Genomic DNA, 25776 nt, shown 5'->3' on the forward strand with positions numbered 1-25776 from the left:
TGAGGGTTTTTGTTTGTCTGGTGCCTGCAAAAACCAGCGGAAAACACGTTTTCGTTTCTATGCATCATGCTTCTGCGTGGCTATGATGCGTGCCTTATTGCCAGGCGATTCCAAATGCTGACCTTGTTAAAGCTTCTTGCCGATGGTGCGTTTCATTCTGGGCAGGTATTGGGCGATGCCCTCGGCATAAGTCGCAGTGCTGTCTGGAAGCAGCTTCAGCAGCTTGAGGCGGATCTGGGCATAGATGTCCACAAGGTGCGTGGCCGTGGTTATAGACTCGCAACGCCTATTTCTCTTCTAAGTCCTGCCGGTATCGAGCAGTCAGGCTTTCCTGCCAACTGGTCTGTACGCACTTACGATTCCATCGACTCGACCAACGCTGAGGCCGCACGTCTGATCACTCAAGGCGTTGCCATGCCTGTACTGGTGGTGGCCGAGCAGCAGACCTCCGGAAGGGGGCGGCGTGGTCGAAAGTGGGTCAGTCCATTTGCTGAAAACCTGTATTACAGCCTGGTCCTGCGTATCGATGGCGGGATGCGTCAGCTGGAAGGTCTCAGCTTGCTGGTGGGGCTCGGGGTAATGAATGTGCTGCGTGATATGGGCGTGCAGGGCGCAGGCCTTAAATGGCCAAACGACGTGCTCGTTGGCAGGCAGAAGATCGCGGGCATTTTGCTCGAACTGATTGGCGATCCGGCGGACGTGTGTCATGTGATCATCGGGATAGGGGTGAACGTAAACATGCGCTCCACCAGTGAGGTCGATCAGCTGTGGACGTCGGTCAGACTCGAAACAGGCGGCCTTGTTGATCGCAATCAGGTCGCTGCTCGTATAAGCAACCAGCTTGAGGCTCTCATGGCGGTCCATCGCAAGGAAGGCTTTGCCGCATTTCAGAAGGATTGGGAGCGCGGGCATTTGTGGCAGGGGGCTGCGGTCAAGTTGCTCTCGGGGGTAGAGGTCGTGGAGGGCGTAGTGTTGGGGGTCGACTCGCTTGGAGCGCTGCGTTTGGAAGTCAATGGTGTCGAAAAAAGCTTTAGTGGTGGTGAGCTGAGCCTGAGGTTGCGAGATGATTCTTGAGCTCGATTGTGGCAACAGCTTCATCAAGTGGCGCATTACCGCTAAAAGCGATGCAGCAGTGGTCAGCGTTGGTGTCGTTGACTCTGACGCAGCCTTGTTGGAGCACCTGCGTAATCTGCCGGATACAACGTTCAGCGACTGCCGTCTGGTAAGTGTCCGCAGTGCTGAAGAAACAGCGCGTCTGGTTTCCGTGCTGGCTGACGCGTTCTCCGTTGCCCCTGTCTGCGCAGTGCCTGCCCGTGAGCTGGGAGGCGTGATTAACGGCTATGACGATTTCGAGCGCCTCGGCCTGGATCGCTGGCTGGCTTTCGTGGGTGCTTACCACCTTGTCAAGCGTGCATGCCTGGTGATTGATCTGGGCACCGCAGTGACCTCTGATTTCGTCGACGCCGACGGCGCGCATCTTGGTGGTTTCATCTGTCCAGGGATGCCATTGATGCGCAATCAGCTGCGCACCCATACCCGTCGCATCAGATATGACGATACAGAGGCGGAAAGGGCTTTGGTTCGTCTTGTTCCTGGGCGCGCAACCGCAGAAGCGGTAGAGCGCGGCTGTTCGCTGATGCTTCGGGGGTTCGCAGTGACTCAGGTCGAGATAGCCCGAGGGTATTGGGGTGACGACTTTGCTATTTTTGTGACTGGCGGCGATGCTGCCCTGATTGCGGATGTGCTGCCAGGAGCCCGTATCGTTCCTGATCTGGTCTTCGTGGGGCTGGCTCTCGCCTGCCCTTTGCGTTGAGGTCTTTATGCGTTGGTTATTTCTTCTGCTGTTGATGCTTAATGCCTTTTATTACATCTGGCATCAGCAGGAGGCTCCGCTCAGGGCCAAAGAGGTGATGCCCTTGTCGTTGCACCGTGCCTCCCAGCAGGATATTCGTCTGCTCAGCGAGTCGGATGCCGGGCGGGTGTCTCACGATCCTGATACCAAATGTCTGTACGTCGGTGGCTTTGTCAGGCAAGAGGATGCGCGCCTGGTAGAGCAGCGATTGAACAGTCTGGATATCCAGTCTCAATTTCAGCCCTTGCAAACGAGCGGGGCGACCGCCTACTGGCTGAAAATTGCCCCGGAAAGTCGACGCCTTGTCGAAGCTGGCCTGATCAGTCAGCTGGGTCAGGATTTTCCGCAATTAAAAAATCAAATAATGTCGTGCGAGGGCATTGCAACTGCTGATTAGTTTACATAGAATGGCGCCCGCTTCGCAGTGAGGTGAAAGTCTCACGAACGGAGTGGTAGTAGTCAACGCATGTAACCTCAGGTTTTTACTGAGAAAAAGGTTGACAGAAGGGTAGCATGAGTTGAGAATGCTGCCTTGCTTAGGAGGGGTTCCCGAGCGGCCAAAGGGATCAGACTGTAAATCTGACGTCTACGACTTCGAAGGTTCGAATCCTTCCCCCTCCACCAGATTTAGCGCGAGCTGCAAGTTGTGCGGGTATAGTTTAGTGGTAGAACCTCAGCCTTCCAAGCTGATGATGCGGGTTCGATTCCCGCTACCCGCTCCAGGCTTGTGGTTCATGCACAGTGTTTTGCTCTTGTAGCTCAGTTGGTAGAGCACACCCTTGGTAAGGGTGAGGTCAGCGGTTCAAATCCGCTCAAGAGCTCCATTGATAAAGGCAGATATGAAAATATCTGCCTTTGTTTTAGGCGGTTCCGCGCTGCGTGCGCCGTCTAAATCTTGTTCGGGGCGTGCTGCCTGTTAAGTGCTCTTCGAATAAGGTGTTGAAAAACTCTCGTCAGGTCCGCATAATGGTCGGCCTGATTTTGCTTTTAGGTCAGTAGCTCAATTGGCAGAGCGACGGTCTCCAAAACCGTAGGTTGGGGGTTCGATTCCCTCCTGACCTGCCAGATTCCCTAGATGTAATCTGGCTTTCTTTTCACAGGATCTCCGTAGATGAATCCCAAGGCTGAAGCATCAGACTCTCGCTTTGATATGCTGAAGTGGCTCCTGGTAGTCGTTTTGGTTGTCGTGGGTGTTGTCGGCAATCAGTATTATTCTGCTGAGCCGATCCTGTATCGCGTTCTCGCTCTCCTTGTGATTGCCGCAGCTGCTGCATTTGTAGCGCTGCAGACAGGCAAAGGTAAGGCCTTCTTTGTTTTGGCAAAAGAAGCCCGTGCCGAGATCCGTAAAGTCGTATGGCCTACTCGCCAAGAAACCACTCAAACCACGTTGATCGTTGTGGCTGTTGTGCTGGTTATGGCGTTGCTGTTGTGGGGGCTTGATTCCCTGCTCGGCTGGCTTGTTTCCTTGATAGTTGGCTAAGGGTGTCCCGTGGCTAAGCGTTGGTACGTAGTGCATGCTTACTCGGGTTACGAGAAGCATGTCATGCGCTCGTTGGTCGAGCGTGTGAAGCTGGCAGGCATGGAAGATGGCTTCGGCGAAATTCTGGTTCCCACTGAAGAAGTGGTTGAAATGCGTAATGGCCAGAAGCGCAAGAGCGAGCGCAAGTTCTTCCCAGGTTATGTGCTTGTTCAGATGGACATGAATGAGGGTACTTGGCACTTGGTCAAGGACACCCCGCGTGTCATGGGCTTCATCGGCGGTACCGCTGACAAGCCTGCTCCCATCACTGATAAAGAGGCAGAAGCGATTCTGCGTCGTGTCGCTGACGGTAGCGACAAGCCGAAGCCGAAAACGCTGTTCGAACCAGGTGAGGTTGTTCGCGTCACCGACGGTCCGTTCGCCGATTTCAATGGCACGGTCGAAGAAGTTAACTACGAAAAGAGCCGGATTCAAGTGGCGGTGCTCATTTTCGGACGTTCTACTCCGGTAGAGCTAGAGTTCAGTCAGGTCGAAAAGGCATAACTGAGCTGGAATCCCATACCCCGCAGCCCAAGGCTGTGGGGTTTTTTCGTCACTGGGATATACGCGTAAGTAACCGGGGAGCCTGTATTGGCGCTTGAACCCGTAATTGGAGTGCCTCATGGCCAAGAAGATAACCGCATACATCAAGCTGCAAGTGAAAGCCGCTCAGGCTAACCCAAGCCCGCCAGTTGGTCCTGCTCTGGGTCAGCACGGTGTGAACATCATGGAATTCTGCAAAGCGTTCAACGCCCGTACTCAGGGTATTGAGCCAGGCTTGCCGACTCCAGTGATCATCACTGTATACAGCGACCGTAGCTTCACTTTCGAAACAAAAAGTACCCCTGCATCGGTTCTGCTGAAGAAAGCTGCAGGCTTGACCAGCGGCTCGGCTCGCCCGAACACCGTTAAAGTTGGCACCGTGACTCGTGCTCAGCTGGAAGATATCGCTAAAGCAAAAAATGCGGATCTGACTGCAGCTGACATGGAAGCGGCCGTGCGTACCATCGCCGGTTCCGCTCGTAGCATGGGCCTTAACGTGGAGGGTGTGTAATGGCTAAGCTGACCAAGCGTCAAAAGGCAATCGCCGAGAAAATCGAAGCTGGCAAGTCTTACAATTTTGTAGACGCCGCTGCGTTGCTCACCGAGCTGTCGACTGTCAAGTTCAGCGAGTCGATCGACGTCGCTGTCAACCTGGGTGTTGATCCTCGTAAATCCGACCAGGTCGTACGTAGCGCTACTGTACTGCCGCACGGTACTGGCAAGACTGTACGCGTTGCAGTGTTCACCCAGGGTCCTGCTGCTGAGGCAGCTCTGGCTGCCGGTGCTGATCGCGTTGGTATGGACGATCTGGCCGCTGAAATGAAAGCTGGCGATCTGAACTACGACGTCGTTATCGCTTCCCCTGACGCAATGCGCGTTGTGGGTCAGCTGGGCCAGGTTCTCGGTCCTCGCGGTCTGATGCCTAACCCGAAAGTCGGCACCGTTACTCCTGACGTCGCTACCGCCGTCAAGAACGCCAAGGCTGGTCAGGTTCGTTATCGTACCGACAAAAACGGCATCATCCACACTTCCGTTGGCAAGGTCGGTTTCGACGCTGTCAAGCTGAAGGAAAACGTTGAAGCCCTGATCGCTGATCTGAAGCGTATCAAGCCTGCTTCTTCGAAAGGTATTTACGTCAAGCGCATCACCCTGAGCACCACTATGGGTCCAGGCCTGGTCATCGACCAGGGTTCGTTGGAAGCGTAAGACAAAATGGTACGGTGATCGATTGCCGTACCGTTTGAAAGATTGGGGTCCCTGCCTGGCGGGGGCTATCCAAGACCGTAGGCGACGCAAGTCTTAAACCTCAAGCCTACGCAGATGGTGCTCCCGGTTCCTTACCGAATCAGACACCAAAACGACATCTGGCTTCGGTCGGATGAAACGGTAACAAGCAGGAGTTAAACCCGTGGCAATTAAACTCGAAGACAAGAAGGCCATCGTCGCTGAAGTCAACGAGGCTGCCAAAGCTGGTCTGTCCGCTGTCGTGGCTGATGCCCGTGGCGTGACGGTTGGCGCAATGACCGGACTCCGTAAAGAGGCTCGTGAAGCTGGCGTTTACGTACGTGTTGTACGTAACACCCTGCTCAAGCGCGCTGTTGCTGACACTGAATTCAGTGTCCTCAACGACGTGTTCACTGGCCCGACCTTGATCGCGTTCTCCAACGAACATCCTGGCGCTGCTGCCCGTTTGTTCAAGGAATTCGCTAAAGGTCAGGACAAGTTCGAGATCAAGGCAGCTGCGTTCGAGGGCAAGTTCCTCGCAGCTAATCAGATCGATGTACTGGCAAGCCTGCCGACCCGTAACGAAGCAATTTCTCAGCTGATGAGCGTGATTCAAGGCGCTACCAGCAAGTTGGCTCGTACTCTGGCGGCTGTTCGCGACCAAAAAGAAGCAGCTGCAGCCTAAGGCTGAGTCAGATCTTTTCGCGTATTTTTGTTTATTTTGATGGTCGCGTAGGCCGTCCCCCAATTCAGGAAATTGAGTCATGTCCATCTCTCAAGACGATATCCTTAACGCCGTAGCTGAAATGTCCGTTCTGCAGGTTGTAGAGCTGATCAAGGCTTTCGAAGAGAAGTTCGGCGTTACTGCTGCTGCCGGCTCTGCTGGTCCAGCTGCTGCAGCTGCTGTTGTTGAAGAACAAACTGAATTCAACGTCATGCTGCTGGAAGCTGGCGAGAAGAAAGTAAACGTGATCAAGGCAGTTCGTGAACTGACCGGTCTGGGCCTGAAAGAAGCCAAGGCTGTAGTTGACGGCGCTCCTGCCCAGGTTCTGGAAGCAGTGTCGAAAGACGCAGCTGACAAAGCAAAAGCTACCCTGGAAGAAGCAGGCGCTAAAGTCGAGCTGAAATAAGCATCGATTTTGAGTGTCCAGCCCACGCGTTTAGCGAAAGGCTGATGGCTGGTGGCTTTTGCCACCGGCCTTTTTCCGTTATAGACGATTGGCGCTGTCAACGTCTGTAACGTGTGGCATCCACCGATGGCGGTGGCGCAAACCAAGGGGTTTGCAAGATTTTCTGGCTGCTTCCGTCGGGAGGGAGCCAAACAAGCAGGTGACCAAGCTGGGGAACGCTGATGGCTTACTCATATACTGAGAAAAAACGTATCCGCAAGGACTTTAGCAAGTTGCCGGACGTAATGGATGTGCCGTATCTCTTGGCCATCCAGCTGGATTCGTATCGCGAATTCCTGCAGGCGGGAGCGACCAAAGATCAGTTCCGCGACGTCGGTCTGCATGCAGCCTTCAAATCCGTTTTCCCGATCATCAGCTACTCCGGCAATGCTGCGCTGGAGTATGTAGGTTATCGCTTGGGCGAACCGGCATTTGATGTCAAGGAATGCGTGCTGCGCGGTGTGACTTACGCAGTACCTCTGCGAGTCAAGGTCCGTCTGATCATTTTCGACAAAGAATCGTCGAACAAAGCGATCAAGGACATCAAAGAGCAAGAAGTCTACATGGGTGAAATCCCCCTGATGACTGAGAACGGTACCTTTGTAATCAATGGCACCGAGCGCGTTATCGTGTCTCAGCTTCACCGTTCGCCTGGCGTATTCTTCGACCACGACCGTGGCAAGACGCACAGCTCCGGCAAGCTGCTGTACTCCGCTCGTATCATTCCTTACCGCGGTTCGTGGCTGGACTTCGAGTTCGATCCGAAAGACTGCGTATTCGTCCGTATCGACCGTCGTCGCAAGCTGCCTGCGTCCGTACTTCTGCGCGCTCTGGGTTACACCACCGAGCAAGTGCTTGATGCTTTCTACACCACCAACGTATTCCATGTGCGCGGTGAAAACCTGAGCCTGGAGCTGGTGCCTCAGCGCCTGCGTGGTGAAATTGCCGTTCTGGACATCCTGGACGACAAGGGCAAGGTCATTGTCGAGCAGGGTCGTCGTATCACTGCCCGTCACATCAACCAGCTGGAAAAGGCCGGGATCAAAGAGCTGGAAGTGCCTCTGGACTACGTCCTGGGTCGTACTACAGCCAAGGTCATCGTGCATCCGGCAACCGGTGAGATCATTGCCGAGTGCAACACCGAGCTGAACACCGAAATCCTGGCCAAGATCGCCAAGGCTCAGGTTGTTCGTATCGAAACGTTGTACACCAACGACATCGATTGCGGTCCGTTCGTCTCCGACACACTGAAGATCGACTCCACCAGCAACCAACTGGAAGCGCTGGTCGAGATCTATCGCATGATGCGTCCTGGCGAGCCGCCAACCAAGGATGCCGCTGAAACACTGTTCAACAACCTGTTCTTCAGCCCTGAGCGCTACGACCTGTCTGCTGTAGGCCGTATGAAGTTCAACCGTCGCATCGGTCGTACCGAAATCGAAGGCTCGGGCGTGCTGTGCAAGGAAGACATCGTAGCGGTCCTCAAGACCCTCGTTGATATCCGTAACGGCAAAGGCATCGTCGATGACATCGACCACCTCGGTAACCGTCGCGTTCGTTGCGTTGGCGAGATGGCCGAGAACCAGTTCCGTGTTGGTCTGGTCCGTGTCGAGCGCGCTGTTAAAGAACGTCTGTCGATGGCAGAAAGCGAAGGCCTGATGCCTCAGGACCTGATCAACGCCAAACCTGTTGCGGCGGCGGTCAAAGAGTTCTTCGGTTCCAGCCAGCTTTCCCAGTTCATGGACCAGAACAACCCGCTGTCCGAGATCACGCACAAGCGTCGTGTTTCCGCACTCGGCCCTGGCGGTCTGACGCGTGAGCGCGCTGGCTTTGAAGTTCGAGACGTTCACCCGACTCACTACGGCCGTGTGTGCCCGATCGAGACGCCTGAAGGTCCGAACATCGGTCTGATCAACTCCTTGGCGGCCTATGCGCGCACCAACCAGTACGGCTTCCTCGAGAGCCCGTACCGTGTGGTCAAGGAAGGTCTGGTCACCGAAGAGATCGTCTTCCTTTCGGCGATCGAAGAAGCGGACCACGTCATTGCCCAGGCTTCGGCCGCAATGAACGACAAGCAAGAGCTGATCGACGAGCTGGTTGCTGTGCGTCACTTGAACGAATTCACCGTCAAGGCGCCAGCCGATGTCACCCTGATGGACGTTTCGCCCAAGCAGGTTGTCTCGGTAGCCGCATCGCTGATTCCGTTCCTCGAGCACGATGACGCCAACCGTGCGTTGATGGGTTCGAACATGCAGCGTCAGGCTGTTCCTACTCTGCGTGCCGACAAGCCGCTGGTAGGTACTGGCATGGAGCGCAACGTTGCTCGCGACTCCGGCGTTTGTGTCGTGGCTCGTCGTGGTGGTGTGATCGACTCGGTTGACGCCAGCCGTATCGTTGTTCGCGTTGCCGATGATGAAGTTGAAACAGGTGAGGCGGGTGTAGACATCTACAACCTGACCAAATACACCCGTTCGAACCAGAACACCTGCATCAACCAGCGTCCGCTGGTCAGCAAGGGTGACCGTGTTCAGCGTAGCGACATCATGGCCGACGGCCCGTCCACCGATATGGGTGAACTGGCGCTGGGTCAGAACATGCGCATCGCGTTCATGGCCTGGAACGGTTTCAACTTCGAAGACTCCATCTGTCTTTCTGAGCGTGTCGTTCAGGAAGACCGCTTCACCACGATCCACATTCAGGAACTGACCTGTGTGGCGCGTGACACCAAGCTTGGGCCAGAGGAAATCACAGCGGACATCCCTAACGTGGGTGAAGCTGCTCTGAACAAGCTGGACGAAGCGGGTATCGTTTATGTAGGTGCCGAAGTCGGCGCCGGCGACATCCTGGTCGGTAAGGTCACTCCGAAAGGCGAGACCCAGCTGACTCCGGAAGAAAAACTGTTGCGCGCGATCTTCGGCGAGAAGGCCAGCGACGTTAAAGACACCTCCCTGCGCGTACCAACCGGTACGAAAGGTACTGTCATTGACGTTCAGGTCTTCACCCGTGATGGTGTCGAGCGTGATGCGCGTGCCCTGTCCATCGAGAAGTCGCAACTCGACGAGATCCGCAAGGATCTGAACGAAGAGTTCCGTATTGTCGAAGGCGCTACTTTCGAACGTCTGCGCTCTGCGCTGGTGGGTCGTGTAGCTGAAGGCGGCGCTGGCCTCAAGAAGGGCCAGGAAATCACCAACGAAGTGCTCGATGGTCTTGAGCATGGTCAGTGGTTCAAGCTGCGCATGGCTGAAGACGCTCTCAACGAGCAGCTCGAAAAGGCTCAGGCTTACATCGTCGATCGCCGCCGTCTTCTGGATGACAAGTTCGAAGACAAGAAACGCAAACTGCAGCAGGGCGATGACCTGGCTCCAGGCGTTCTGAAAATCGTCAAGGTCTACCTGGCAATCCGTCGCCGCATCCAGCCGGGCGACAAGATGGCCGGTCGTCACGGTAACAAGGGTGTGGTCTCTGTGATCATGCCGGTTGAAGATATGCCGCACGATGCCAATGGCACGCCGGTCGATATCGTCCTCAACCCGCTGGGCGTACCTTCGCGTATGAACGTTGGTCAGATTCTCGAAACCCACCTGGGCCTCGCGGCCAAAGGTCTGGGCGAGAAGATCAACCGCATGCTCGAAGAGCAGCGTAAAGTTGCTGAGCTGCGCAAGTTCCTCAACGAGATCTATAACGAAATCGGCGGTCGTCAGGAGTCTCTGGAAGACCTCACCGACAACGAGATTCTGGACCTCGCGAAGAACCTGCGTAACGGCGTACCGATGGCTACCCCGGTTTTCGACGGTGCCAAGGAAAGCGAAATCAAGGCAATGCTCAAGCTGGCAGATATGCCGGAAAGCGGCCAGATGCAGCTGTTCGACGGTCGTACCGGCAACAAGTTTGAACGTGCTGTAACGGTTGGCTACATGTACATGCTGAAGCTGAACCACTTGGTGGACGACAAGATGCACGCGCGTTCCACTGGTTCGTACAGCCTGGTTACCCAGCAGCCGCTGGGTGGTAAGGCACAGTTCGGTGGTCAGCGTTTCGGGGAGATGGAAGTGTGGGCGCTGGAAGCATACGGCGCGGCGTACACTCTGCAGGAAATGCTCACAGTGAAGTCGGACGATGTGAACGGTCGTACCAAGATGTACAAAAACATCGTGGACGGCGATCACCGTATGGAGCCGGGCATGCCCGAGTCTTTCAACGTGTTGATCAAAGAAATCCGTTCGCTCGGTATCGATATCGATCTGGAAACCGAATAACACGTGACGCGAATCGGGGGCAGGGCGGTACTGCCTGCTCCCTGCTCCGCCAGGAGGAAAAGCCTTGAAAGACCTACTGAATTTGCTGAAAAACCAGGGTCAAGTCGAAGAGTTCGACGCAATCCGTATCGGACTTGCATCGCCTGAGATGATCCGCTCTTGGTCGTTCGGTGAAGTTAAAAAGCCGGAAACCATCAACTACCGTACGTTCAAGCCTGAGCGTGACGGTCTGTTCTGCGCCAAGATCTTTGGCCCGGTAAAAGATTACGAGTGCCTGTGCGGTAAGTACAAGCGCCTGAAGCACCGTGGTGTCATCTGCGAAAAGTGCGGTGTTGAAGTAGCACTGGCCAAGGTTCGTCGCGAGCGCATGGCTCACATCGAGCTGGCTTCGCCGGTTGCCCACATCTGGTTCCTGAAATCGCTGCCGTCCCGTATCGGTTTGCTGATGGACATGACCCTGCGTGATATCGAGCGTGTTCTCTACTTCGAGAGCTACGTCGTTATCGATCCAGGCATGACCACCCTTGAAAAAGGTCAGCTGCTGAACGACGAGCAGTACTTCGAAGCCCTCGAAGAGTTCGGTGACGACTTCGATGCCCGCATGGGTGCCGAGGCTGTCCGCGAGCTGCTGCACGCTATTGATCTGGAACACGAAATTGGCCGCCTGCGCGAAGAAATTCCGCAAACCAATTCCGAGACCAAAATCAAGAAGCTGTCCAAGCGTCTGAAATTGATGGAAGCCTTCCAGGGTTCCGGCAACCTTCCTGAGTGGATGGTGCTGACCGTTCTGCCGGTTCTGCCGCCAGATCTGCGTCCTCTGGTTCCGCTTGACGGTGGCCGTTTCGCGACGTCCGACCTCAACGATCTGTATCGTCGAGTGATCAACCGTAACAACCGTCTGAAGCGCCTGCTGGATCTGTCCGCTCCCGATATCATCGTGCGTAACGAAAAACGCATGCTGCAGGAAGCGGTCGATGCACTGCTCGACAACGGCCGTCGCGGTCGTGCGATCACTGGTTCGAACAAGCGTCCTCTGAAATCCCTGGCTGACATGATCAAGGGTAAGCAGGGTCGTTTCCGTCAGAACTTGCTCGGTAAGCGTGTTGACTATTCGGGTCGTTCGGTAATTACCGTAGGTCCGACCCTGCGTCTGCACCAGTGCGGTCTGCCGAAGAAGATGGCTCTCGAGCTGTTCAAACCGTTCATTTTCGGCAAGCTGGAAATGCGTGGCCTGGCTACGACCATCAAAGCTGCCAAGAAGATGGTCGAGCGCGAGCTGCCAGAGGTCTGGGACGTTCTCGCTGAAGTGATTCGCGAACACCCGGTGCTTCTGAACCGTGCGCCTACACTTCACCGTCTGGGCATCCAGGCGTTTGAACCGGTACTGATCGAAGGTAAAGCTATTCAGCTGCACCCGCTGGTCTGTGCTGCGTACAACGCCGACTTCGACGGTGACCAGATGGCCGTTCACGTGCCTCTGACGCTGGAAGCTCAGCTCGAAGCGCGCGCGCTGATGATGTCGACCAACAACATTCTGTCGCCAGCCAACGGTGAGCCAATCATCGTTCCTTCGCAGGACGTTGTACTGGGTCTGTACTACATGACTCGCGAAGCGATCAACGCCAAGGGCGAAGGTCGTGTATTTGCGGATCTGCAGGAAGTCGACCGCGTATTCCGCGCCGGCGAAGCGGCCCTGCACGCCAAGGTCAAGGTTCGTATCCACGAAACGGTCAACGACCGTGATGGTGGCAGCGTCAAGAACACCCGTATCGTCGACACCACTGTCGGCCGTGCGCTGCTGTTCCAGGTGGTTCCGGCCGGCCTGTCATACGACGTCGTCAACCAGCCGATGAAGAAGAAGGCCATCTCCAAGCTGATCAACCAGTGCTATCGCGTGGTTGGCCTGAAAGAGACCGTTATCTTCGCTGACCAGTTGATGTACACCGGTTTTGCCTACTCGACCATTTCGGGTGTTTCCATCGGCGTTAACGACTTCGTTATCCCTGATGAAAAAGCTCGCATCATCGACGCGGCCACCGAAGAAGTTAAAGAGATCGAAAGTCAGTACGCCTCCGGCCTGGTAACCCAGGGCGAGAAGTACAACAAGGTAATCGACCTTTGGTCCAAGGCGAACGACGAAGTCTCGAAAGCGATGATGTCGAACCTGTCCAAAGAGCGCGTTATCGACCGTCACGGCGTCGAAGTTGATCAGGAATCCTTCAACTCGATGTACATGATGGCTGACTCCGGGGCGCGTGGTTCTGCTGCCCAGATTCGTCAGCTGGCCGGTATGCGTGGTCTGATGGCCAAGCCTGACGGCTCCATCATCGAAACGCCGATCACTGCGAACTTCCGTGAAGGTTTGAGCGTACTTCAGTACTTCATCTCTACTCACGGTGCTCGTAAGGGTCTTGCGGATACCGCGTTGAAAACCGCTAACTCCGGTTATCTGACTCGTCGTCTGGTAGACGTCGCGCAGGATCTGGTGGTTACCGAGGTTGATTGCGGTACCGAGCACGGTCTGCTGATGACTCCGCACATTGAAGGCGGTGACGTTGTAGAGCCGCTGGGTGAGCGCGTACTGGGTCGAGTCATTGCCCGTGACGTGTTCAAGCCGGGCACAGAAGAAGTCATCGTGCCTGCTGGCACGCTGGTAGATGAGAAGTGGGTCGAGTTCATCGAGCTGAACAGCATCGACGAAGTCATCGTGCGTTCGCCGATCAGCTGCGAAACCCGCTACGGCATCTGCGCCAAGTGCTACGGTCGCGACCTGGCACGCGGTCACCAGGTCAACATCGGTGAAGCTGTCGGCGTAATCGCTGCACAGTCGATCGGTGAGCCGGGTACCCAGCTGACAATGCGTACGTTCCACATCGGTGGTGCGGCAAGCCGGACCTCGGCAGCCGACAGCGTTCAGGTGAAAAATGGCGGTACTGTCCGTCTGCACAACCTGAAGCACGTCGAGCGTGTTGACGGTCACCTGGTTGCGGTATCCCGCTCCGGTGAGCTGGCAATCGCAGATGACTTCGGTCGCGAGCGTGAGCGTTACAAGCTGCCATACGGTGCAGTGATTTCGGTGAAGGAAGGCGACAAGGTCGACGCTGGCTCTATCGTGGCCAAGTGGGATCCGCACACTCACCCAATCGTCACCGAGATGAAAGGTACTGTTACCTACGTAGGCATGGAAGAAGGCATCACGATCAAGCGTCAGACAGACGAATTGACCGGTATGACCAACATTGAAGTGCTCGACGCCAAAGACCGCCCGGCTGCCGGCAAGGACATTCGTCCTGCTGTGAAGATGGTCGGTCTGGATGGCAAGGATCTGCTGCTGCCAGGTACTGACGTACCGGCTCAGTACTTCCTGCCGGCCAACGCACTTGTTGGTGTTGCTGACGGTGCGCAGATCGCGATCGGTGATGTTATCGCTCGTATTCCGCAGGAAACTTCGAAGACTCGTGACATCACCGGTGGTCTGCCGCGTGTTGCCGACCTGTTCGAAGCGCGTCGTCCGAAAGAGGCGTCGATCCTTGCAGAAGTCAGCGGTACCATCGCATTCGGTAAAGAGACCAAAGGCAAGCGCCGTCTGGTCATTACCCCGAACGACGGTAGCGATCCGTACGAGGAGCTGATTCCGAAGTGGCGTCACCTGAACGTCTTCGAAGGCGAGCAAGTGAACCGCGGCGAAGTTATCTCCGACGGCCCGAGCGATCCACACGACATCCTGCGTCTGCTGGGTGTGAGTGCGCTGGCCAAGTACATCGTCAACGAGATTCAGGACGTATACCGTCTGCAAGGCGTGAAGATCAACGACAAGCACATCGAGACGATTCTGCGTCAGATGCTGCGTAAGGTTGAGATTGCCGAGTCTGGCGATTCCAGTTTCATCAAGGGCGACCAGATGGAATTGACTCACGTACTGGTAGAAAACGAGCGTTTGAGCACGGAAGACAAGTTTGTTTCCAAGTTCACTCGCGTGTTGCTGGGTATCACCAAGGCATCGCTGTCCACCGAGTCGTTCATCTCCGCGGCCTCCTTCCAGGAGACAACCCGCGTACTGACCGAAGCGGCTGTGACCGGCAAGCGCGATTACCTGCGCGGCCTGAAGGAAAACGTGGTCGTGGGTCGTCTGATCCCGGCCGGTACCGGTCTGGCTTATCACAGCGAGCGCAAGCGTCGTCGTGAAATGGACAAACCGACCCGTGTCAGCGCGAGCGAAGTAGAAGCGGCTCTGACGGAAGCGTTGAACTCCAGCGGTAATTGAGACCAGAGCCTCGGCATTTTTCATCTGGCAGGCAGCACGTTATCGTGTTGTTTGCCCGGTGAGGACGTCGGGGCTTTGTCTTGACTGGGGGCGGGATCCTCTTTAGACTCTTGTACCCCTAAATTTGGCGGGGCCTGTGCCCTGTCATTTGCTTTTCTTGTAAGACAATAGCGTCGCAAGACAACAGTGGAGCTAGTAGATGGCAACTATCAACCAGCTGGTACGTCAGCCGCGTAAGCGTATCGTCGAGAAATCCGACGTACCTGCGCTGCAGAACTGCCCGCAACGTCGCGGTGTGTGCACTCGTGTGTATACCACCACGCCGAAAAAACCTAACTCGGCATTGCGTAAAGTCTGCCGTGTGCGCCTGACCAACGGTTTCGAGGTTTCCTCGTACATCGGTGGTGAAGGTCACAACCTGCAAGAACACAGCGTGGTACTGATCCGTGGCGGTCGTGTAAAAGACTTGCCAGGTGTTCGTTATCACACCGTTCGTGGTTCTTTGGATACTTCCGGCGTTAAAGGTCGTAACCAGGGTCGCTCGAAATACGGTACCAAGAAGCCTAAGTAGTTTTTGGCTTCTGTTTGAAATTGCAGATTTCTATTTTTCTGAGTCGATAAGAGTAAGGTCGGGCGCATCCCTCGCAGGATGGTGGTCCCGAGCTAACCTGAAGACCGTTTGAGGGCTTATCCATGCCAAGAAGACGCGTAGCAGCCAAGCGCGAAGTGCTTGACGATCCAAAATACGGCAGCCAGATTCTGGCCAAGTTCATGAACCACGTAATGGAAAGCGGCAAGAAAGCCGTTGCCGAGCGTATCGTTTATGGCGCGCTGGAAAAGGTTAAAGAACGTAAGAACAGCGACCCCCTGGAAATCTTCGAGAAAGCTCTCGACGCCATCGCTCCGCTGGTCGAAGTAAAGTCGCGCCGTGTAGGCGGTGCTACTTACCAGGTTCCTGTCGAAGTTCGTCCGTCCCGTCGTAATGCTCTGGCAATGCGTTGGCTGGTAGACTTCGCGCGCAAGCGCGGTGAGAAGTCAATGGCACTGCGTTTGGCTGGCGAACTGCTGGACGCCGCCGAAGGTAAAGGTGCTGCGGTCAAGAAGCGTGAAGACGTGCACCGTATGGCTGAGGCCAACAAGGCTTTCTCGCACTACCGCTTCTAATTTCAGCGTCACTAATTTTGCGAGGGCTTTATGGCTCGTACTACTCCGATTGGCCGCTACCGTAACATTGGTATCGTCGCTCACGTGGATGCTGGTAAAACCACCACCACCGAGCGCGTCCTTTTTTACACCGGCAAAAGCCACAAAATGGGCGAGGTGCATGACGGCGCCGCGACCACGGACTGGATGGTTCAGGAGCAGGAGCGTGGTATTACCATTACTTCTGCTGCTATTACTGCCTTCTGGCAGGGTTCCGAGAAGCAACACAAAGATCAATACCGTTTCAACGTTATTGACACCCCGGGCCACGTTGACTTCACCATTGAAGTTGAGCGTTCCCTGCGTGTACTCGACGGCGCGGTCGTTGTGTTCTGCGGTACTTCTGGCGTAGAGCCGCAGTCCGAAACCGTATGGCGTCAAGCCAACAAGTACGGTGTTCCGCGTATCGTTTACGTGAACAAGATGGACCGTGCTGGTGCGAACTTTCTGCGCGTAATCGCTCAGATCAAGCAGCGTCTGGGTCACACCCCGGTGCCGATCCAGCTGGCCATTGGTGCCGAAGACAACTTCCAGGGTCAGATCGATCTGATGTCCATGGAAGCTGTTTACTGGAACGATGCCGACAAGGGTATGGTTCCACGTCGTGAGCCTATCCCTGCTGAACTGCAGGAACTGGCTGACGAGTGGCGCAGCAACATGGTCGAGGCTGCGGCCGAAGCCAGCGAAGAGCTGATGAACAAGTACCTTGAGGGTGAAGAACTCACCAACGAGGAAATCAAGGCCGCTCTGCGTCAGCGTACTATCGCTGGTGAGATCGTTCTTGCTGTTTGCGGTTCTTCCTTCAAGAACAAGGGTGTTCCCCTGGTTCTCGACGCCGTGATCGACTACCTGCCGGCTCCAATCGATATTCCAGCTATCAAGGGTTCCGATCCTGATAACGAAGAAATCCTGATGGAGCGTCATGCAGACGACAACGAGCCGTTCTCGGCTCTGGCGTTCAAGATCGCTACCGACCCATTCGTGGGTACCTTGACTTTCGTCCGCGTTTACTCGGGCGTGTTGGCATCCGGCGACGGCGTGATCAACTCGGTCAAGGGCAAGAAAGAGCGTGTGGGTCGTATGGTGCAGATGCACGCAAACGCCCGCGAAGAGATCAAGGAAGTGCGCGCTGGTGACATCGCGGCCTTGATCGGCATGAAGGACGTCACCACTGGTGAGACCTTGTGCAACGCTGACAAGCCAATCATCCTGGTTCGTATGGACTTCCCGGAGCCGGTTATTTCGGTTGCCGTTGAGCCTAAAACCAAGGATGACCAGGAAAAAATGGGTATCGCACTGGGCAAACTTGCTCAGGAAGACCCGTCTTTCCGCGTCAAGACTGATGAAGAGACTGGTCAAACGATCATCTCTGGCATGGGCGAGCTGCACCTGGACATCCTGGTTGACCGGATGCGCCGTGAGTTCAACGTCGAAGCCAACATCGGCAAGCCTCAGGTTTCCTATCGTGAGCGCATCACGAAGAACTGTGAAATCGAAGGCAAGTTCGTTCGTCAATCCGGCGGTCGTGGCCAGTTCGGTCACTGCTGGATCCGTTTTGCACCTGCTGACGAAGGTCAGGAAGGTCTGCAATTCGTAAACGAAGTGGTAGGTGGTGTTGTTCCCAAGGAATACATCCCGGCTATCCAGAAGGGTATCGAAGAGCAGATGAAGAACGGCGTTGTTGCCGGTTATCCGCTGATCGGCCTGAAGGCTACCGTGTTTGATGGTTCCTACCATGACGTCGACTCGAACGAGATGGCGTTTAAGGTGGCTGCTTCCATGGCGACCAAGCAACTGGCCCAGAAGGGCGGTGGTGAGCTGCTTGAGCCGATCATGGCGGTAGAGGTTGTTACGCCTGAAGACTATATGGGTGACGTGATGGGCGACCTTAACCGCCGTCGCGGCATGATTCTGGGTATGGAAGATACGGTTTCCGGCAAAGTAATTCGTGCCGAGGTTCCGTTGGGTGAGATGTTCGGTTATGCGACCGACGTTCGCTCCATGTCTCAGGGTCGCGCAAGCTACTCTATGGAATTCAAAAAATACAATACAGCTCCGTCGCACATCGTCGAAACTGTAACCAAAAAACAAGGCTGATTCAGCGCCTTTAGGCTAGGAGTTATTTGTCGTGGCTAAAGAAAAATTTGATCGTTCCCTCCCGCACGTCAACGTTGGCACCATTGGTCACGTTGACCACGGTAAAACCACGCTGACCGCTGCTCTGACTCGCGTCTGCTCCGAAGTTTTCGGTTCGGCTGCTGTTGAATTCGACAAGATCGACAGCGCACCGGAAGAAAAAGCTCGTGGTATTACCATCAATACCGCGCACGTCGAATACAAATCGTTGATCCGTCACTACGCTCACGTTGACTGCCCAGGTCACGCTGACTACGTGAAGAACATGATCACCGGTGCTGCCCAGATGGACGGCGCGATTCTGGTTTGTTCGGCCGCTGATGGTCCGATGCCACAAACCCGTGAGCACATCCTGCTGTCCCGTCAGGTTGGCGTTCCGTACATCGTGGTCTTCCTGAACAAGGCTGACCTGGTAGACGACGCTGAGCTGCTGGAACTGGTTGAGATGGAAGTGCGCGATCTGCTGAGCACTTACGACTTCCCAGGTGACGACACTCCGATCATCATCGGTTCTGCTCGTATGGCTCTGGAAGGTAAAGACGACAACGAAATGGGCACCACTGCCGTTCGTAAACTGGTTGAAACACTGGACTCGTACATTCCAGAACCAGTTCGTGTTACCGACAAGCCGTTCCTGATGCCAATCGAAGACGTGTTCTCGATCTCCGGTCGCGGTACTGTTGTGACTGGTCGTATTGAGCGCGGTATCGTCAAGGTTCAGGATCCACTGGAAATCGTTGGTCTGCGTGACACTACTGTCACCACCTGCACCGGTGTTGAAATGTTCCGCAAACTGCTCGACGAAGGTCGTGCTGGCGAGAACTGCGGCGTGCTGCTGCGCGGCACCAAGCGTGACGACGTTGAGCGTGGCCAGGTTCTGGTCAAGCCAGGCAGCGTCAAGCCGCACACTCAGTTCGAAGCTGAAATCTACGTTCTGAGCAAGGAAGAAGGCGGTCGTCACACTCCGTTCTTCAAAGGCTACCGTCCACAGTTCTACTTCCGTACTACCGACGTAACTGGTAGCTGCGAACTGCCGGAAGGCGTAGAAATGGTTATGCCAGGTGATAACGTTAAAGTTTCCGTTACCCTGATCAAGCCAATCGCAATGGAAGATGGTCTGCGTTTCGCAATCCGTGAAGGCGGTCGTACCGTCGGCGCTGGCGTCGTAGCCAAAATCATCGCTTAAGCGTTGAGTCCCAAAAAGAGCCCCCGCACTGCGGGGGCTTTTTTATTGGGTTGACACCTTGTTAGGTCGTCTATAGAATTGCGCCTCCTTTTAACGGGCGTATTGCGCTCGGTGGGAACAGCAATCTGGAGTCTGAATCCAATGCAAAACCAGCAAATCCGTATCAGGTTGAAGGCTTTTGACCATCGCCTGATCGACCAATCAACCCAGGAAATCGTGGAAACCGCGAAACGTACTGGTGCACAGGTGCGTGGTCCGATTCCACTGCCGACTCGTAAAGAGCGGTTCACCGTTCTGGTTTCTCCGCACGTCAACAAAGACGCGCGCGACCAGTATGAGATCCGTACTCACAAGCGTGTTCTGGACATTGTCCAGCCAACGGAAAAAACCGTTGATGCGCTTATGAAGCTTGATCTTGCGGCCGGTGTGGAAGTTCAGATCAGCCTCGGCTAAGACTTGGGTCTTAGTCGTGTAACGCTCTGAAATGGGCGGCCATAGCGGGTGAAAGCCCCGTACACTCATGAGGTTTACAACATGACTATTGGTGTAGTCGGTCGTAAATGCGGTATGACCCGTATTTTCACCGAAGAAGGTGTCTCCATTCCGGTCACGGTCATTGAGATCGAGCCGAATCGCGTCACTCAGTTCAAAACCGAAGAAACCGATGGCTATCGTGCAGTGCAAGTCACTGTCGGCGAGCGTCGCGCTTCGCGTGTCACAGCCGCTCAGGCTGGCCACTTCGCTAAAGCGAACGTTGCCGCCGGTCGTACCGTCATGGAATTCCGTCTTGAAGAAGGCGACTACCAGGCTGGCGATCAGATCAACGCTGAAATCTTCGCCGCTGGCCAACTGGTTGATGTAACCGGTCAGTCCAAGGGTAAAGGCTTCCAGGGTACGATCAAGCGTTGGAATTTCCGTGGTCAAGACAATACCCACGGTAACTCCGTCTCCCACCGCGTCCCAGGCTCTATCGGCCAGTGCCAGACTCCTGGTCGTGTATTCAAGGGCAAAAAAATGTCCGGTCATATGGGCGCTGAGCGCGTGACCGTGCAGTCCCTGGAAGTAGTGCGCGTGGACGCTGAACGCAATCTGTTGTTGGTCAAGGGTGCTGTTCCTGGCGCTACTGGCGGCAACCTGGTTGTACGTCCGGCAGCCAAGGCTCGCGGTTAAGGGGAAGCTGACATGCAATTAAATGTAAATGACGCTCAGGCAATCGAAGTTTCCGAACTGACATTTGGCGGCGAATTCAATGAGACGCTGGTTCACCAGGCAGTCGTGGCCTACATGGCTGGCGGTCGTCAGGGTAGCAAGCAGCAAAAGACCCGTTCCGACGTTCGTGGTGGCGGTAAGCGCCCTTGGCGTCAGAAAGGTACTGGCCGTGCTCGTGCCGGTACTATCCGTAGCCCAATCTGGCGTGGCGGCGGTACCACTTTCGCAGCTCGTCCTCAGGATCACACTCAGAAGCTCAACAAGAAGATGTATCGCGCTGCTCTGCGCTCCATCCTTGCTGAACTGGTTCGTACTGATCGTTTGGTCGTGGTTCAGGACTTCGCTGTTGAAGCACCGAAAACCAAAGATTTGCTGAATAAGCTGACTGGCATGGGCCTGACTGACGTCCTGATCGTGTCTGACGCTGTTGACCAGAATCTGTACCTGGCTGCTCGTAACCTGCCGCACGTTGATGTACGTGACGTTCAAGGTTCCGATCCAGTTAGTCTGATCGCATACGACAAAGTGTTGATCACTGTGTCGGCCGTGAAGAAATTCGAGGAGCTGCTGGGATGAACCAGGAACGCGTATTTAAAGTTCTGCTTGGCCCGCACGTTTCCGAGAAGGCTACGGTTCTTGCAGACAAAAAAGGTCAGTTCGTTTTCAAGGTTGCTACTGACGCAACCAAGCTGGAAATCAAGAAGGCCGTCGAAAGCCTGTTCAGCGTGAAAGTAGAGCGTGTTACTACCCTGAATGTTCTGGGTAAGAGCAAGCGCACTGCTCGCGGTCTGGGCAAGCGTAATGACTGGAAGAAGGCAGTTATCTCCCTTCAGCCAGGCCAAGATCTCGATTTCAGCAGCAGTGCTGAGTAAGGAAGGGGTGCATCATGGCAATCGTTAAATGCAAACCGACTTCCCCTGGCCGCCGTTTTGTGGTCAAGGTGGTCAACCAGGAGCTGCATAAAGGCGCTCCTCACGCACCGCTGCTCGAGAAAAAATCGAAGTCTGGTGGTCGTAACAACAATGGTCGTATTACTACCCGTCATATCGGTGGTGGCCATAAACAGCATTATCGTCTGGTCGACTTCCGTCGCAACGACAAGGATGGCATCGCTGCCACCGTCGAGCGTATCGAATACGATCCAAACCGTACTGCTCACATTGCTCTGCTGCTTTACGCAGACGGCGAGCGCCGCTACATCATCGCCCCTAAAGGCGTGAGTGCTGGCGACCAGCTGATTGCAGGTGCTCTGGCACCAATCAAGCCGGGCAACGCTCTTCAACTGCGCAACATTCCAGTTGGTAGCACCGTACACGGCATCGAACTGAAGCCAGGTAAAGGCGCACAGATCGCTCGTTCCGCTGGTGCCTCGGCACAGCTGATCGCTCGTGAAGGTGTGTACGTAACCCTGCGTCTTCGCTCCGGTGAAATGCGTAAAGTACTGTCTGAGTGCCGGGCAACGCTGGGCGAAGTCTCGAACTCCGAGCACAGCCTTCGTTCGCTGGGTAAAGCGGGTGCCAAACGCTGGCGTGGCGTTCGCCCAACCGTTCGTGGTGTTGCCATGAACCCGGTTGACCACCCACATGGTGGTGGTGAAGGTCGTACCTCTGGTGGTCGTCATCCGGTATCGCCGTGGGGCTTCCCGACTAAGGGCGCGAAGACTCGTGGTAATAAGCGTACCGACAAAATGATCGTCCGTCGTCGCAAGTAAATAGAGGGATACGACAGTGCCACGTTCTCTGAAAAAAGGTCCTTTTATTGATCTTCACCTACTGAAGAAGATCGAAGTGGCGGCGGAAAAGAACGATCGCAAACCAGTTAAGACCTGGTCGCGTCGTTCGATGATCCTGCCACAAATGGTCGGTTTGACCATTGCAGTGCATAACGGTCGCCAGCATGTTCCAGTTCTCGTGAACGAAGACATGGTCGGCCATAAACTAGGCGAGTTTGCCGGTACCCGCACATATCGTGGGCACGTGGCAGACAAGAAAGCCAAGCGTTAAGGGGTAAGGAACGATGGAAGTAGCCGCTAAGTTGTCGGGCGCTCGAATCTCCGCCCAGAAAGCCCGCTTGGTCGCCGACCAGATCCGCGGGAAGAAGGTGGGCGAAGCGCTCAACCTGTTGGCTTTCAGCAGTAAGAAAGCCGCCGAGATCCTGAAGAAAGTGCTGGAGTCGGCTGTAGCCAACGCCGAGCATAACGAAGGCGCAGACGTTGATGACCTCAAGGTCTCCACCGTTTTCGTCAACGAAGGGCGTTCGCTGAAGCGCATCATGCCACGTGCTAAAGGCCGTGCTGATCGCATCGTCAAGCGGTCTTGCCATATCACTGTCAAGGTTGCTGACAAGTAACGGAGTCGAAGAGATGGGTCAGAAAGTACATCCCATTGGCATTCGCCTGGGAATCGTCAAGGAGCACACCTCCGTCTGGTACGCAGACGGTCGGACTTATGCGGACTATTTGTTCGCTGATCTGAAAGTGCGTGAGTACCTCCAAGACAAATTAAAAAGCGCGTCCGTCAGCCGTATCGATATCCATCGTCCGGCTCAGACAGCACGTATCACCATCCACACCGCTCGTCCAGGTATCGTTATCGGGAAGAAAGGTGAAGATGTTGAGAAACTGCGTCAGGACCTGACCAAGCAAATGGGTGTGCCTGTGCACATCAATATCGAAGAGATCCGTAAGCCGGAGCTCGACGGTATGCTGGTTGCGCAGAGCGTAGCTCAGCAGCTGGAGCGTCGCGTAATGTTCCGTCGCGCTATGAAGCGCGCTGTTCAGAACGCCATGCGCATTGGTGCCAAAGGCATCAAAATCCAAGTGAGCGGTCGTCTCGGCGGTGCTGAAATCGCACGTACTGAATGGTATCGCGAAGGTCGTGTGCCACTGCACACCCTGCGTGCCGACATCGACTATGCCAACTACGAAGCTCACACCACTTACGGTGTGATCGGTGTAAAGGTTTGGATCTTCAAAGGCGAAGTAATTGGTGGTCGCCAAGAAGAACTGAAACCACAAGCACCAGCGCCTCGTAAAAAAGCTGCTAAGTAAGGGGTACGCCAAATGTTGCAACCAAAGCGTACGAAGTTCCGCAAGCAGATGACCGGCCACAACCGTGGTCTGGCACTGCGCGGTAGCAAAGTCAGCTTCGGCGAGTTCGCGCTGAAGTCTGTTGCTCGTGGTCGTCTCACCGCTCGTCAGATCGAGTCAGCGCGTCGTGCTCTGACCCGTCACGTTAAACGTGGCGGCAAGATCTGGATCCGTGTGTTCCCGGACAAGCCTGTAACCAAAAAGCCACTCGAAGTTCGGATGGGTAAAGGTAAGGGTAACGTGGAGTACTGGGTTGCCCAGATTCAGCCAGGCAAAGTCCTGTATGAAATCGAGGGTGTTACTGAAGAGCTGGCGCGTGAGGCTTTCGCCCTGGCTGCTGCAAAGCTGCCGCTCGCCACCTCCTTTGTTAAGCGGACGGTGATGTGATGAAAGCGAATGAACTTCGTGAAAAATCAGCACAGCAGCTGAACGAGCAACTGCTCGGCCTGCTGCGCGACCAGTTCAATCTGCGTATGCAGAAAGCAACTGGCCAGTTGGGGCAGTCTCATCTGCTCTCGCAAGTTAAGCGTGACATCGCTCGCGTGAAAACTGTGCTCAACCAGCAGGCAGGTAAGTAATCATGGCTGAAGCCGAAAAAACTGTCCGTACGCTGACTGGCCGTGTTGTCAGCGACAAGATGGACAAGACCATCACCGTTCTGATCGAGCGTCGCGTAAAGCACCCGATCTACGGTAAATACGTTAAGCGTTCGACTAAGCTGCACGCACACGACGAAACCAATCAATGCCATATCGGCGACAAGGTCACTATTCGTGAAACTCGTCCGGTAGCCAAGACCAAGTCTTGGGCGTTGGTTGATATCCTCGAACGCGCTGTGGAAGTCTAAGGGCTAGGGGTCGGAGAAATTATATGATTCAGACTCAATCCATGCTCGATGTGGCCGATAACAGCGGCGCACGCCGCGTTATGTGCATCAAGGTGCTGGGTGGCTCCCATCGTCGTTACGCTGGTATCGGTGACATCATCAAAGTAACCGTCAAGGAAGCAATTCCTCGCGGCAAGGTGAAGAAAGGCCAGGTGATGACTGCAGTTGTAGTCCGCACTCGCCACGGTGTTCGTCGTGCAGACGGCTCCATCATCCGCTTCGATGGCAACGCTGCTGTTCTGTTGAACAACAAGCAAGAGCCGATCGGTACCCGTATCTTTGGGCCAGTGACCCGTGAACTTCGTACTGAGAAGTTCATGAAGATCGTCTCGCTCGCCCCAGAAGTGCTCTAAGGAGATCCGACATGCAAAAGATTCGTCGTGACGACGAGATCATCGTGATCGCCGGCAAAGACAAAGGTAAGCGCGGTAAGGTGCTCAAGGTTCTCGCTGACGACCGTTTGGTCGTTGGTGGGATCAACCTGGTGAAGCGTCATACCAAGCCAAACCCGATGTCGGGCGTACAGGGCGGTATCGTCGAGAAAGAAGCGCCAATGCACGCTTCTAACGTCGCCATTTTCAACGGCGCAACCAACAAGGCTGACCGCGTTGGTTTCAAAGTTGAAGACGGCAAGAAAATTCGTGTCTTCAAGTCGACCCAAAAAGCGGTTGATGCTTGAACACTGCTAGGTAGAAGACCATGGCACGACTAAAAGAGATTTACCGGAAGGAAATCGCTCCGAAACTTAAGGAAGAACTTAAGCTTTCGAACGTGATGGAAGTTCCGCGCGTTACCAAAATCACCCTGAACATGGGTCTGGGCGAAGCGATCGGCGACAAAAAAGTCATCGAGCACGCTGTTGCTGACCTGGAAAAGATCACCGGTCAAAAGGTCGTTGTGACTTACGCTCGGAAATCCATCGCTGGCTTTAAAGTCCGTGAAGGTTGGCCGATCGGCGTCAAAGTGACCCTGCGCCGCGATCGTATGTACGAATTCCTGGATCGTCTGCTGTCGATCTCCCTGCCTCGGGTTCGCGACTTCCGCGGCCTGAATGCCAAGTCCTTCGATGGTCGTGGTAACTACAGCATGGGCGTAAAAGAGCAGATCATCTTCCCGGAAATCGACTACGACAAGATCGATGCTCTCCGCGGTCTGGACATTACCCTGACCACCACTGCCAAGAACGATGATGAAGGTCGCGCATTGCTGCGTGCTTTCAAATTCCCGTTCCGCAACTGATT

The 25776-nt window shown here is 55.0% G+C and carries 29 protein-coding genes and 4 tRNA genes; all 33 read left to right on the forward strand.

Annotated features, from left to right (window positions below; genetic code table 11):
• The first annotated feature begins 114 nt into the window (after positions 1-114).
• The 33 genes from birA to rplE all read left to right on the forward strand — a co-directional run bounded on the left by birA (position 115) and on the right by rplE (position 25774).
• Positions 115-1074, forward strand: a complete 960-nt coding sequence (gene birA, locus P406_RS01225; RefSeq protein WP_046235100.1) for a bifunctional biotin--[acetyl-CoA-carboxylase] ligase/biotin operon repressor BirA — start codon at positions 115-117, stop codon at positions 1072-1074.
• A complete protein-coding gene (locus P406_RS01230) occupies positions 1064-1813 on the forward strand; it encodes a pantothenate kinase (protein WP_003419632.1) in 750 nt (249 codons plus the stop codon). Before birA ends, P406_RS01230 begins: the two co-directional genes overlap by 11 nt.
• Positions 1814-1820: 7 nt before the next feature.
• Positions 1821-2249, forward strand: coding sequence for a hypothetical protein (locus P406_RS01235; protein WP_046235101.1), 429 nt, complete (start codon positions 1821-1823; stop codon positions 2247-2249).
• Positions 2250-2391: 142 nt separating this feature from the next.
• A tRNA-Tyr gene (locus P406_RS01240) sits at positions 2392-2476 on the forward strand.
• A gap of 24 nt (positions 2477-2500) precedes the next feature.
• Positions 2501-2574 (forward strand) — tRNA-Gly (locus P406_RS01245).
• Positions 2575-2600: 26 nt separating this feature from the next.
• A tRNA-Thr gene (locus P406_RS01250) sits at positions 2601-2676 on the forward strand.
• A gap of 165 nt (positions 2677-2841) precedes the next feature.
• Positions 2842-2917: transfer RNA gene (locus P406_RS01255), tRNA-Trp, on the forward strand.
• A 46-nt stretch (positions 2918-2963) separates the two neighbouring features.
• On the forward strand, positions 2964-3332 hold the full coding sequence (secE, locus tag P406_RS01260; RefSeq protein ID WP_002555502.1) for a preprotein translocase subunit SecE: 369 nt from the start codon (positions 2964-2966) through the stop codon (positions 3330-3332).
• Between the two features lie 9 nt (positions 3333-3341).
• Positions 3342-3875, forward strand: coding sequence for a transcription termination/antitermination protein NusG (gene nusG / locus P406_RS01265; RefSeq protein WP_003317113.1), 534 nt, complete (start codon positions 3342-3344; stop codon positions 3873-3875).
• A gap of 118 nt (positions 3876-3993) precedes the next feature.
• Positions 3994-4425, forward strand: a complete 432-nt coding sequence (rplK, locus tag P406_RS01270) for a 50S ribosomal protein L11 (RefSeq protein ID WP_002555500.1) — start codon at positions 3994-3996, stop codon at positions 4423-4425.
• Complete coding sequence (gene rplA / locus P406_RS01275) at positions 4425-5120, forward strand: 50S ribosomal protein L1 (protein WP_003317112.1); 696 nt, start codon at positions 4425-4427, stop codon at positions 5118-5120. Before rplK ends, rplA begins: the two co-directional genes overlap by 1 nt.
• 202 nt (positions 5121-5322) lie before the next feature.
• The gene (gene rplJ, locus P406_RS01280) at positions 5323-5823 is read left to right on the forward strand and encodes a 50S ribosomal protein L10 (protein WP_002555498.1); all 501 of its coding nucleotides are present in this window, start codon (positions 5323-5325) and stop codon (positions 5821-5823) included.
• A 79-nt stretch (positions 5824-5902) separates the two neighbouring features.
• Positions 5903-6268 carry a 50S ribosomal protein L7/L12 gene (rplL, locus tag P406_RS01285; RefSeq protein ID WP_003317111.1) on the forward strand — a complete coding sequence of 122 codons (366 nt, stop codon included), beginning with the start codon at positions 5903-5905 and terminating at the stop codon, positions 6266-6268.
• A gap of 221 nt (positions 6269-6489) precedes the next feature.
• A complete protein-coding gene (gene rpoB / locus P406_RS01290) occupies positions 6490-10563 on the forward strand; it encodes a DNA-directed RNA polymerase subunit beta (RefSeq protein ID WP_003317110.1) in 4074 nt (1357 codons plus the stop codon).
• 64 nt (positions 10564-10627) lie between these two features.
• Positions 10628-14827 (forward strand): DNA-directed RNA polymerase subunit beta', encoded by a 4200-nt coding sequence (rpoC, locus tag P406_RS01295; RefSeq protein ID WP_003391781.1) that lies wholly within the window; start codon positions 10628-10630, stop codon positions 14825-14827.
• A gap of 199 nt (positions 14828-15026) precedes the next feature.
• Positions 15027-15398 (forward strand): 30S ribosomal protein S12, encoded by a 372-nt coding sequence (rpsL, locus tag P406_RS01300; RefSeq protein ID WP_002555494.1) that lies wholly within the window; start codon positions 15027-15029, stop codon positions 15396-15398.
• Positions 15399-15520: 122 nt separating this feature from the next.
• Entirely contained in the window at positions 15521-15991 is a 471-nt protein-coding gene (gene rpsG / locus P406_RS01305) for a 30S ribosomal protein S7 (protein ID WP_002555493.1), read from the forward strand.
• A 30-nt stretch (positions 15992-16021) separates the two neighbouring features.
• Complete coding sequence (fusA, locus tag P406_RS01310; RefSeq protein ID WP_003317109.1) at positions 16022-18127, forward strand: elongation factor G; 2106 nt, start codon at positions 16022-16024, stop codon at positions 18125-18127.
• Between the two features lie 31 nt (positions 18128-18158).
• The gene (tuf, locus tag P406_RS01315; protein ID WP_003344210.1) at positions 18159-19352 is read left to right on the forward strand and encodes an elongation factor Tu; all 1194 of its coding nucleotides are present in this window, start codon (positions 18159-18161) and stop codon (positions 19350-19352) included.
• Positions 19353-19493: 141 nt separating this feature from the next.
• A complete protein-coding gene (rpsJ, locus tag P406_RS01320; protein WP_002555491.1) occupies positions 19494-19805 on the forward strand; it encodes a 30S ribosomal protein S10 in 312 nt (103 codons plus the stop codon).
• Positions 19806-19886: 81 nt separating this feature from the next.
• Positions 19887-20522, forward strand: a complete 636-nt coding sequence (rplC, locus tag P406_RS01325; RefSeq protein ID WP_002555490.1) for a 50S ribosomal protein L3 — start codon at positions 19887-19889, stop codon at positions 20520-20522.
• 12 nt (positions 20523-20534) lie between these two features.
• Positions 20535-21137 carry a 50S ribosomal protein L4 gene (rplD, locus tag P406_RS01330; RefSeq protein ID WP_002555489.1) on the forward strand — a complete coding sequence of 201 codons (603 nt, stop codon included), beginning with the start codon at positions 20535-20537 and terminating at the stop codon, positions 21135-21137.
• Entirely contained in the window at positions 21134-21433 is a 300-nt protein-coding gene (rplW, locus tag P406_RS01335; protein WP_002555488.1) for a 50S ribosomal protein L23, read from the forward strand. Before rplD ends, rplW begins: the two co-directional genes overlap by 4 nt.
• 14 nt (positions 21434-21447) lie before the next feature.
• On the forward strand, positions 21448-22272 hold the full coding sequence (gene rplB / locus P406_RS01340) for a 50S ribosomal protein L2 (protein WP_003317104.1): 825 nt from the start codon (positions 21448-21450) through the stop codon (positions 22270-22272).
• A 16-nt stretch (positions 22273-22288) separates the two neighbouring features.
• Positions 22289-22564, forward strand: a complete 276-nt coding sequence (gene rpsS, locus P406_RS01345) for a 30S ribosomal protein S19 (RefSeq protein WP_002555486.1) — start codon at positions 22289-22291, stop codon at positions 22562-22564.
• Between the two features lie 13 nt (positions 22565-22577).
• Positions 22578-22910: a 50S ribosomal protein L22 gene (gene rplV / locus P406_RS01350; protein ID WP_002555485.1), complete on the forward strand. Its 333-nt coding sequence runs from the start codon at positions 22578-22580 to the stop codon at positions 22908-22910.
• Positions 22911-22923: 13 nt separating this feature from the next.
• Positions 22924-23610, forward strand: coding sequence for a 30S ribosomal protein S3 (gene rpsC / locus P406_RS01355; RefSeq protein ID WP_003176422.1), 687 nt, complete (start codon positions 22924-22926; stop codon positions 23608-23610).
• 12 nt (positions 23611-23622) lie between these two features.
• Positions 23623-24036: a 50S ribosomal protein L16 gene (rplP, locus tag P406_RS01360; protein WP_002555482.1), complete on the forward strand. Its 414-nt coding sequence runs from the start codon at positions 23623-23625 to the stop codon at positions 24034-24036.
• Complete coding sequence (gene rpmC, locus P406_RS01365) at positions 24036-24227, forward strand: 50S ribosomal protein L29 (protein ID WP_002555481.1); 192 nt, start codon at positions 24036-24038, stop codon at positions 24225-24227. Before rplP ends, rpmC begins: the two co-directional genes overlap by 1 nt.
• A 2-nt stretch (positions 24228-24229) precedes the next feature.
• Complete coding sequence (rpsQ, locus tag P406_RS01370) at positions 24230-24496, forward strand: 30S ribosomal protein S17 (RefSeq protein ID WP_002555480.1); 267 nt, start codon at positions 24230-24232, stop codon at positions 24494-24496.
• 23 nt (positions 24497-24519) lie between these two features.
• Positions 24520-24888, forward strand: coding sequence for a 50S ribosomal protein L14 (gene rplN, locus P406_RS01375; RefSeq protein ID WP_002555479.1), 369 nt, complete (start codon positions 24520-24522; stop codon positions 24886-24888).
• 11 nt (positions 24889-24899) lie between these two features.
• Positions 24900-25214 carry a 50S ribosomal protein L24 gene (rplX, locus tag P406_RS01380; protein WP_003317102.1) on the forward strand — a complete coding sequence of 105 codons (315 nt, stop codon included), beginning with the start codon at positions 24900-24902 and terminating at the stop codon, positions 25212-25214.
• Positions 25215-25234: 20 nt separating this feature from the next.
• Positions 25235-25774: a 50S ribosomal protein L5 gene (rplE, locus tag P406_RS01385; protein ID WP_002555477.1), complete on the forward strand. Its 540-nt coding sequence runs from the start codon at positions 25235-25237 to the stop codon at positions 25772-25774.
• Positions 25775-25776: the final 2 nt, after the last annotated feature.

This window comes from Pseudomonas syringae pv. coryli str. NCPPB 4273, from assembly GCF_000972175.1.
Taxonomy (GTDB): domain Bacteria; phylum Pseudomonadota; class Gammaproteobacteria; order Pseudomonadales; family Pseudomonadaceae; genus Aquipseudomonas; species Aquipseudomonas syringae.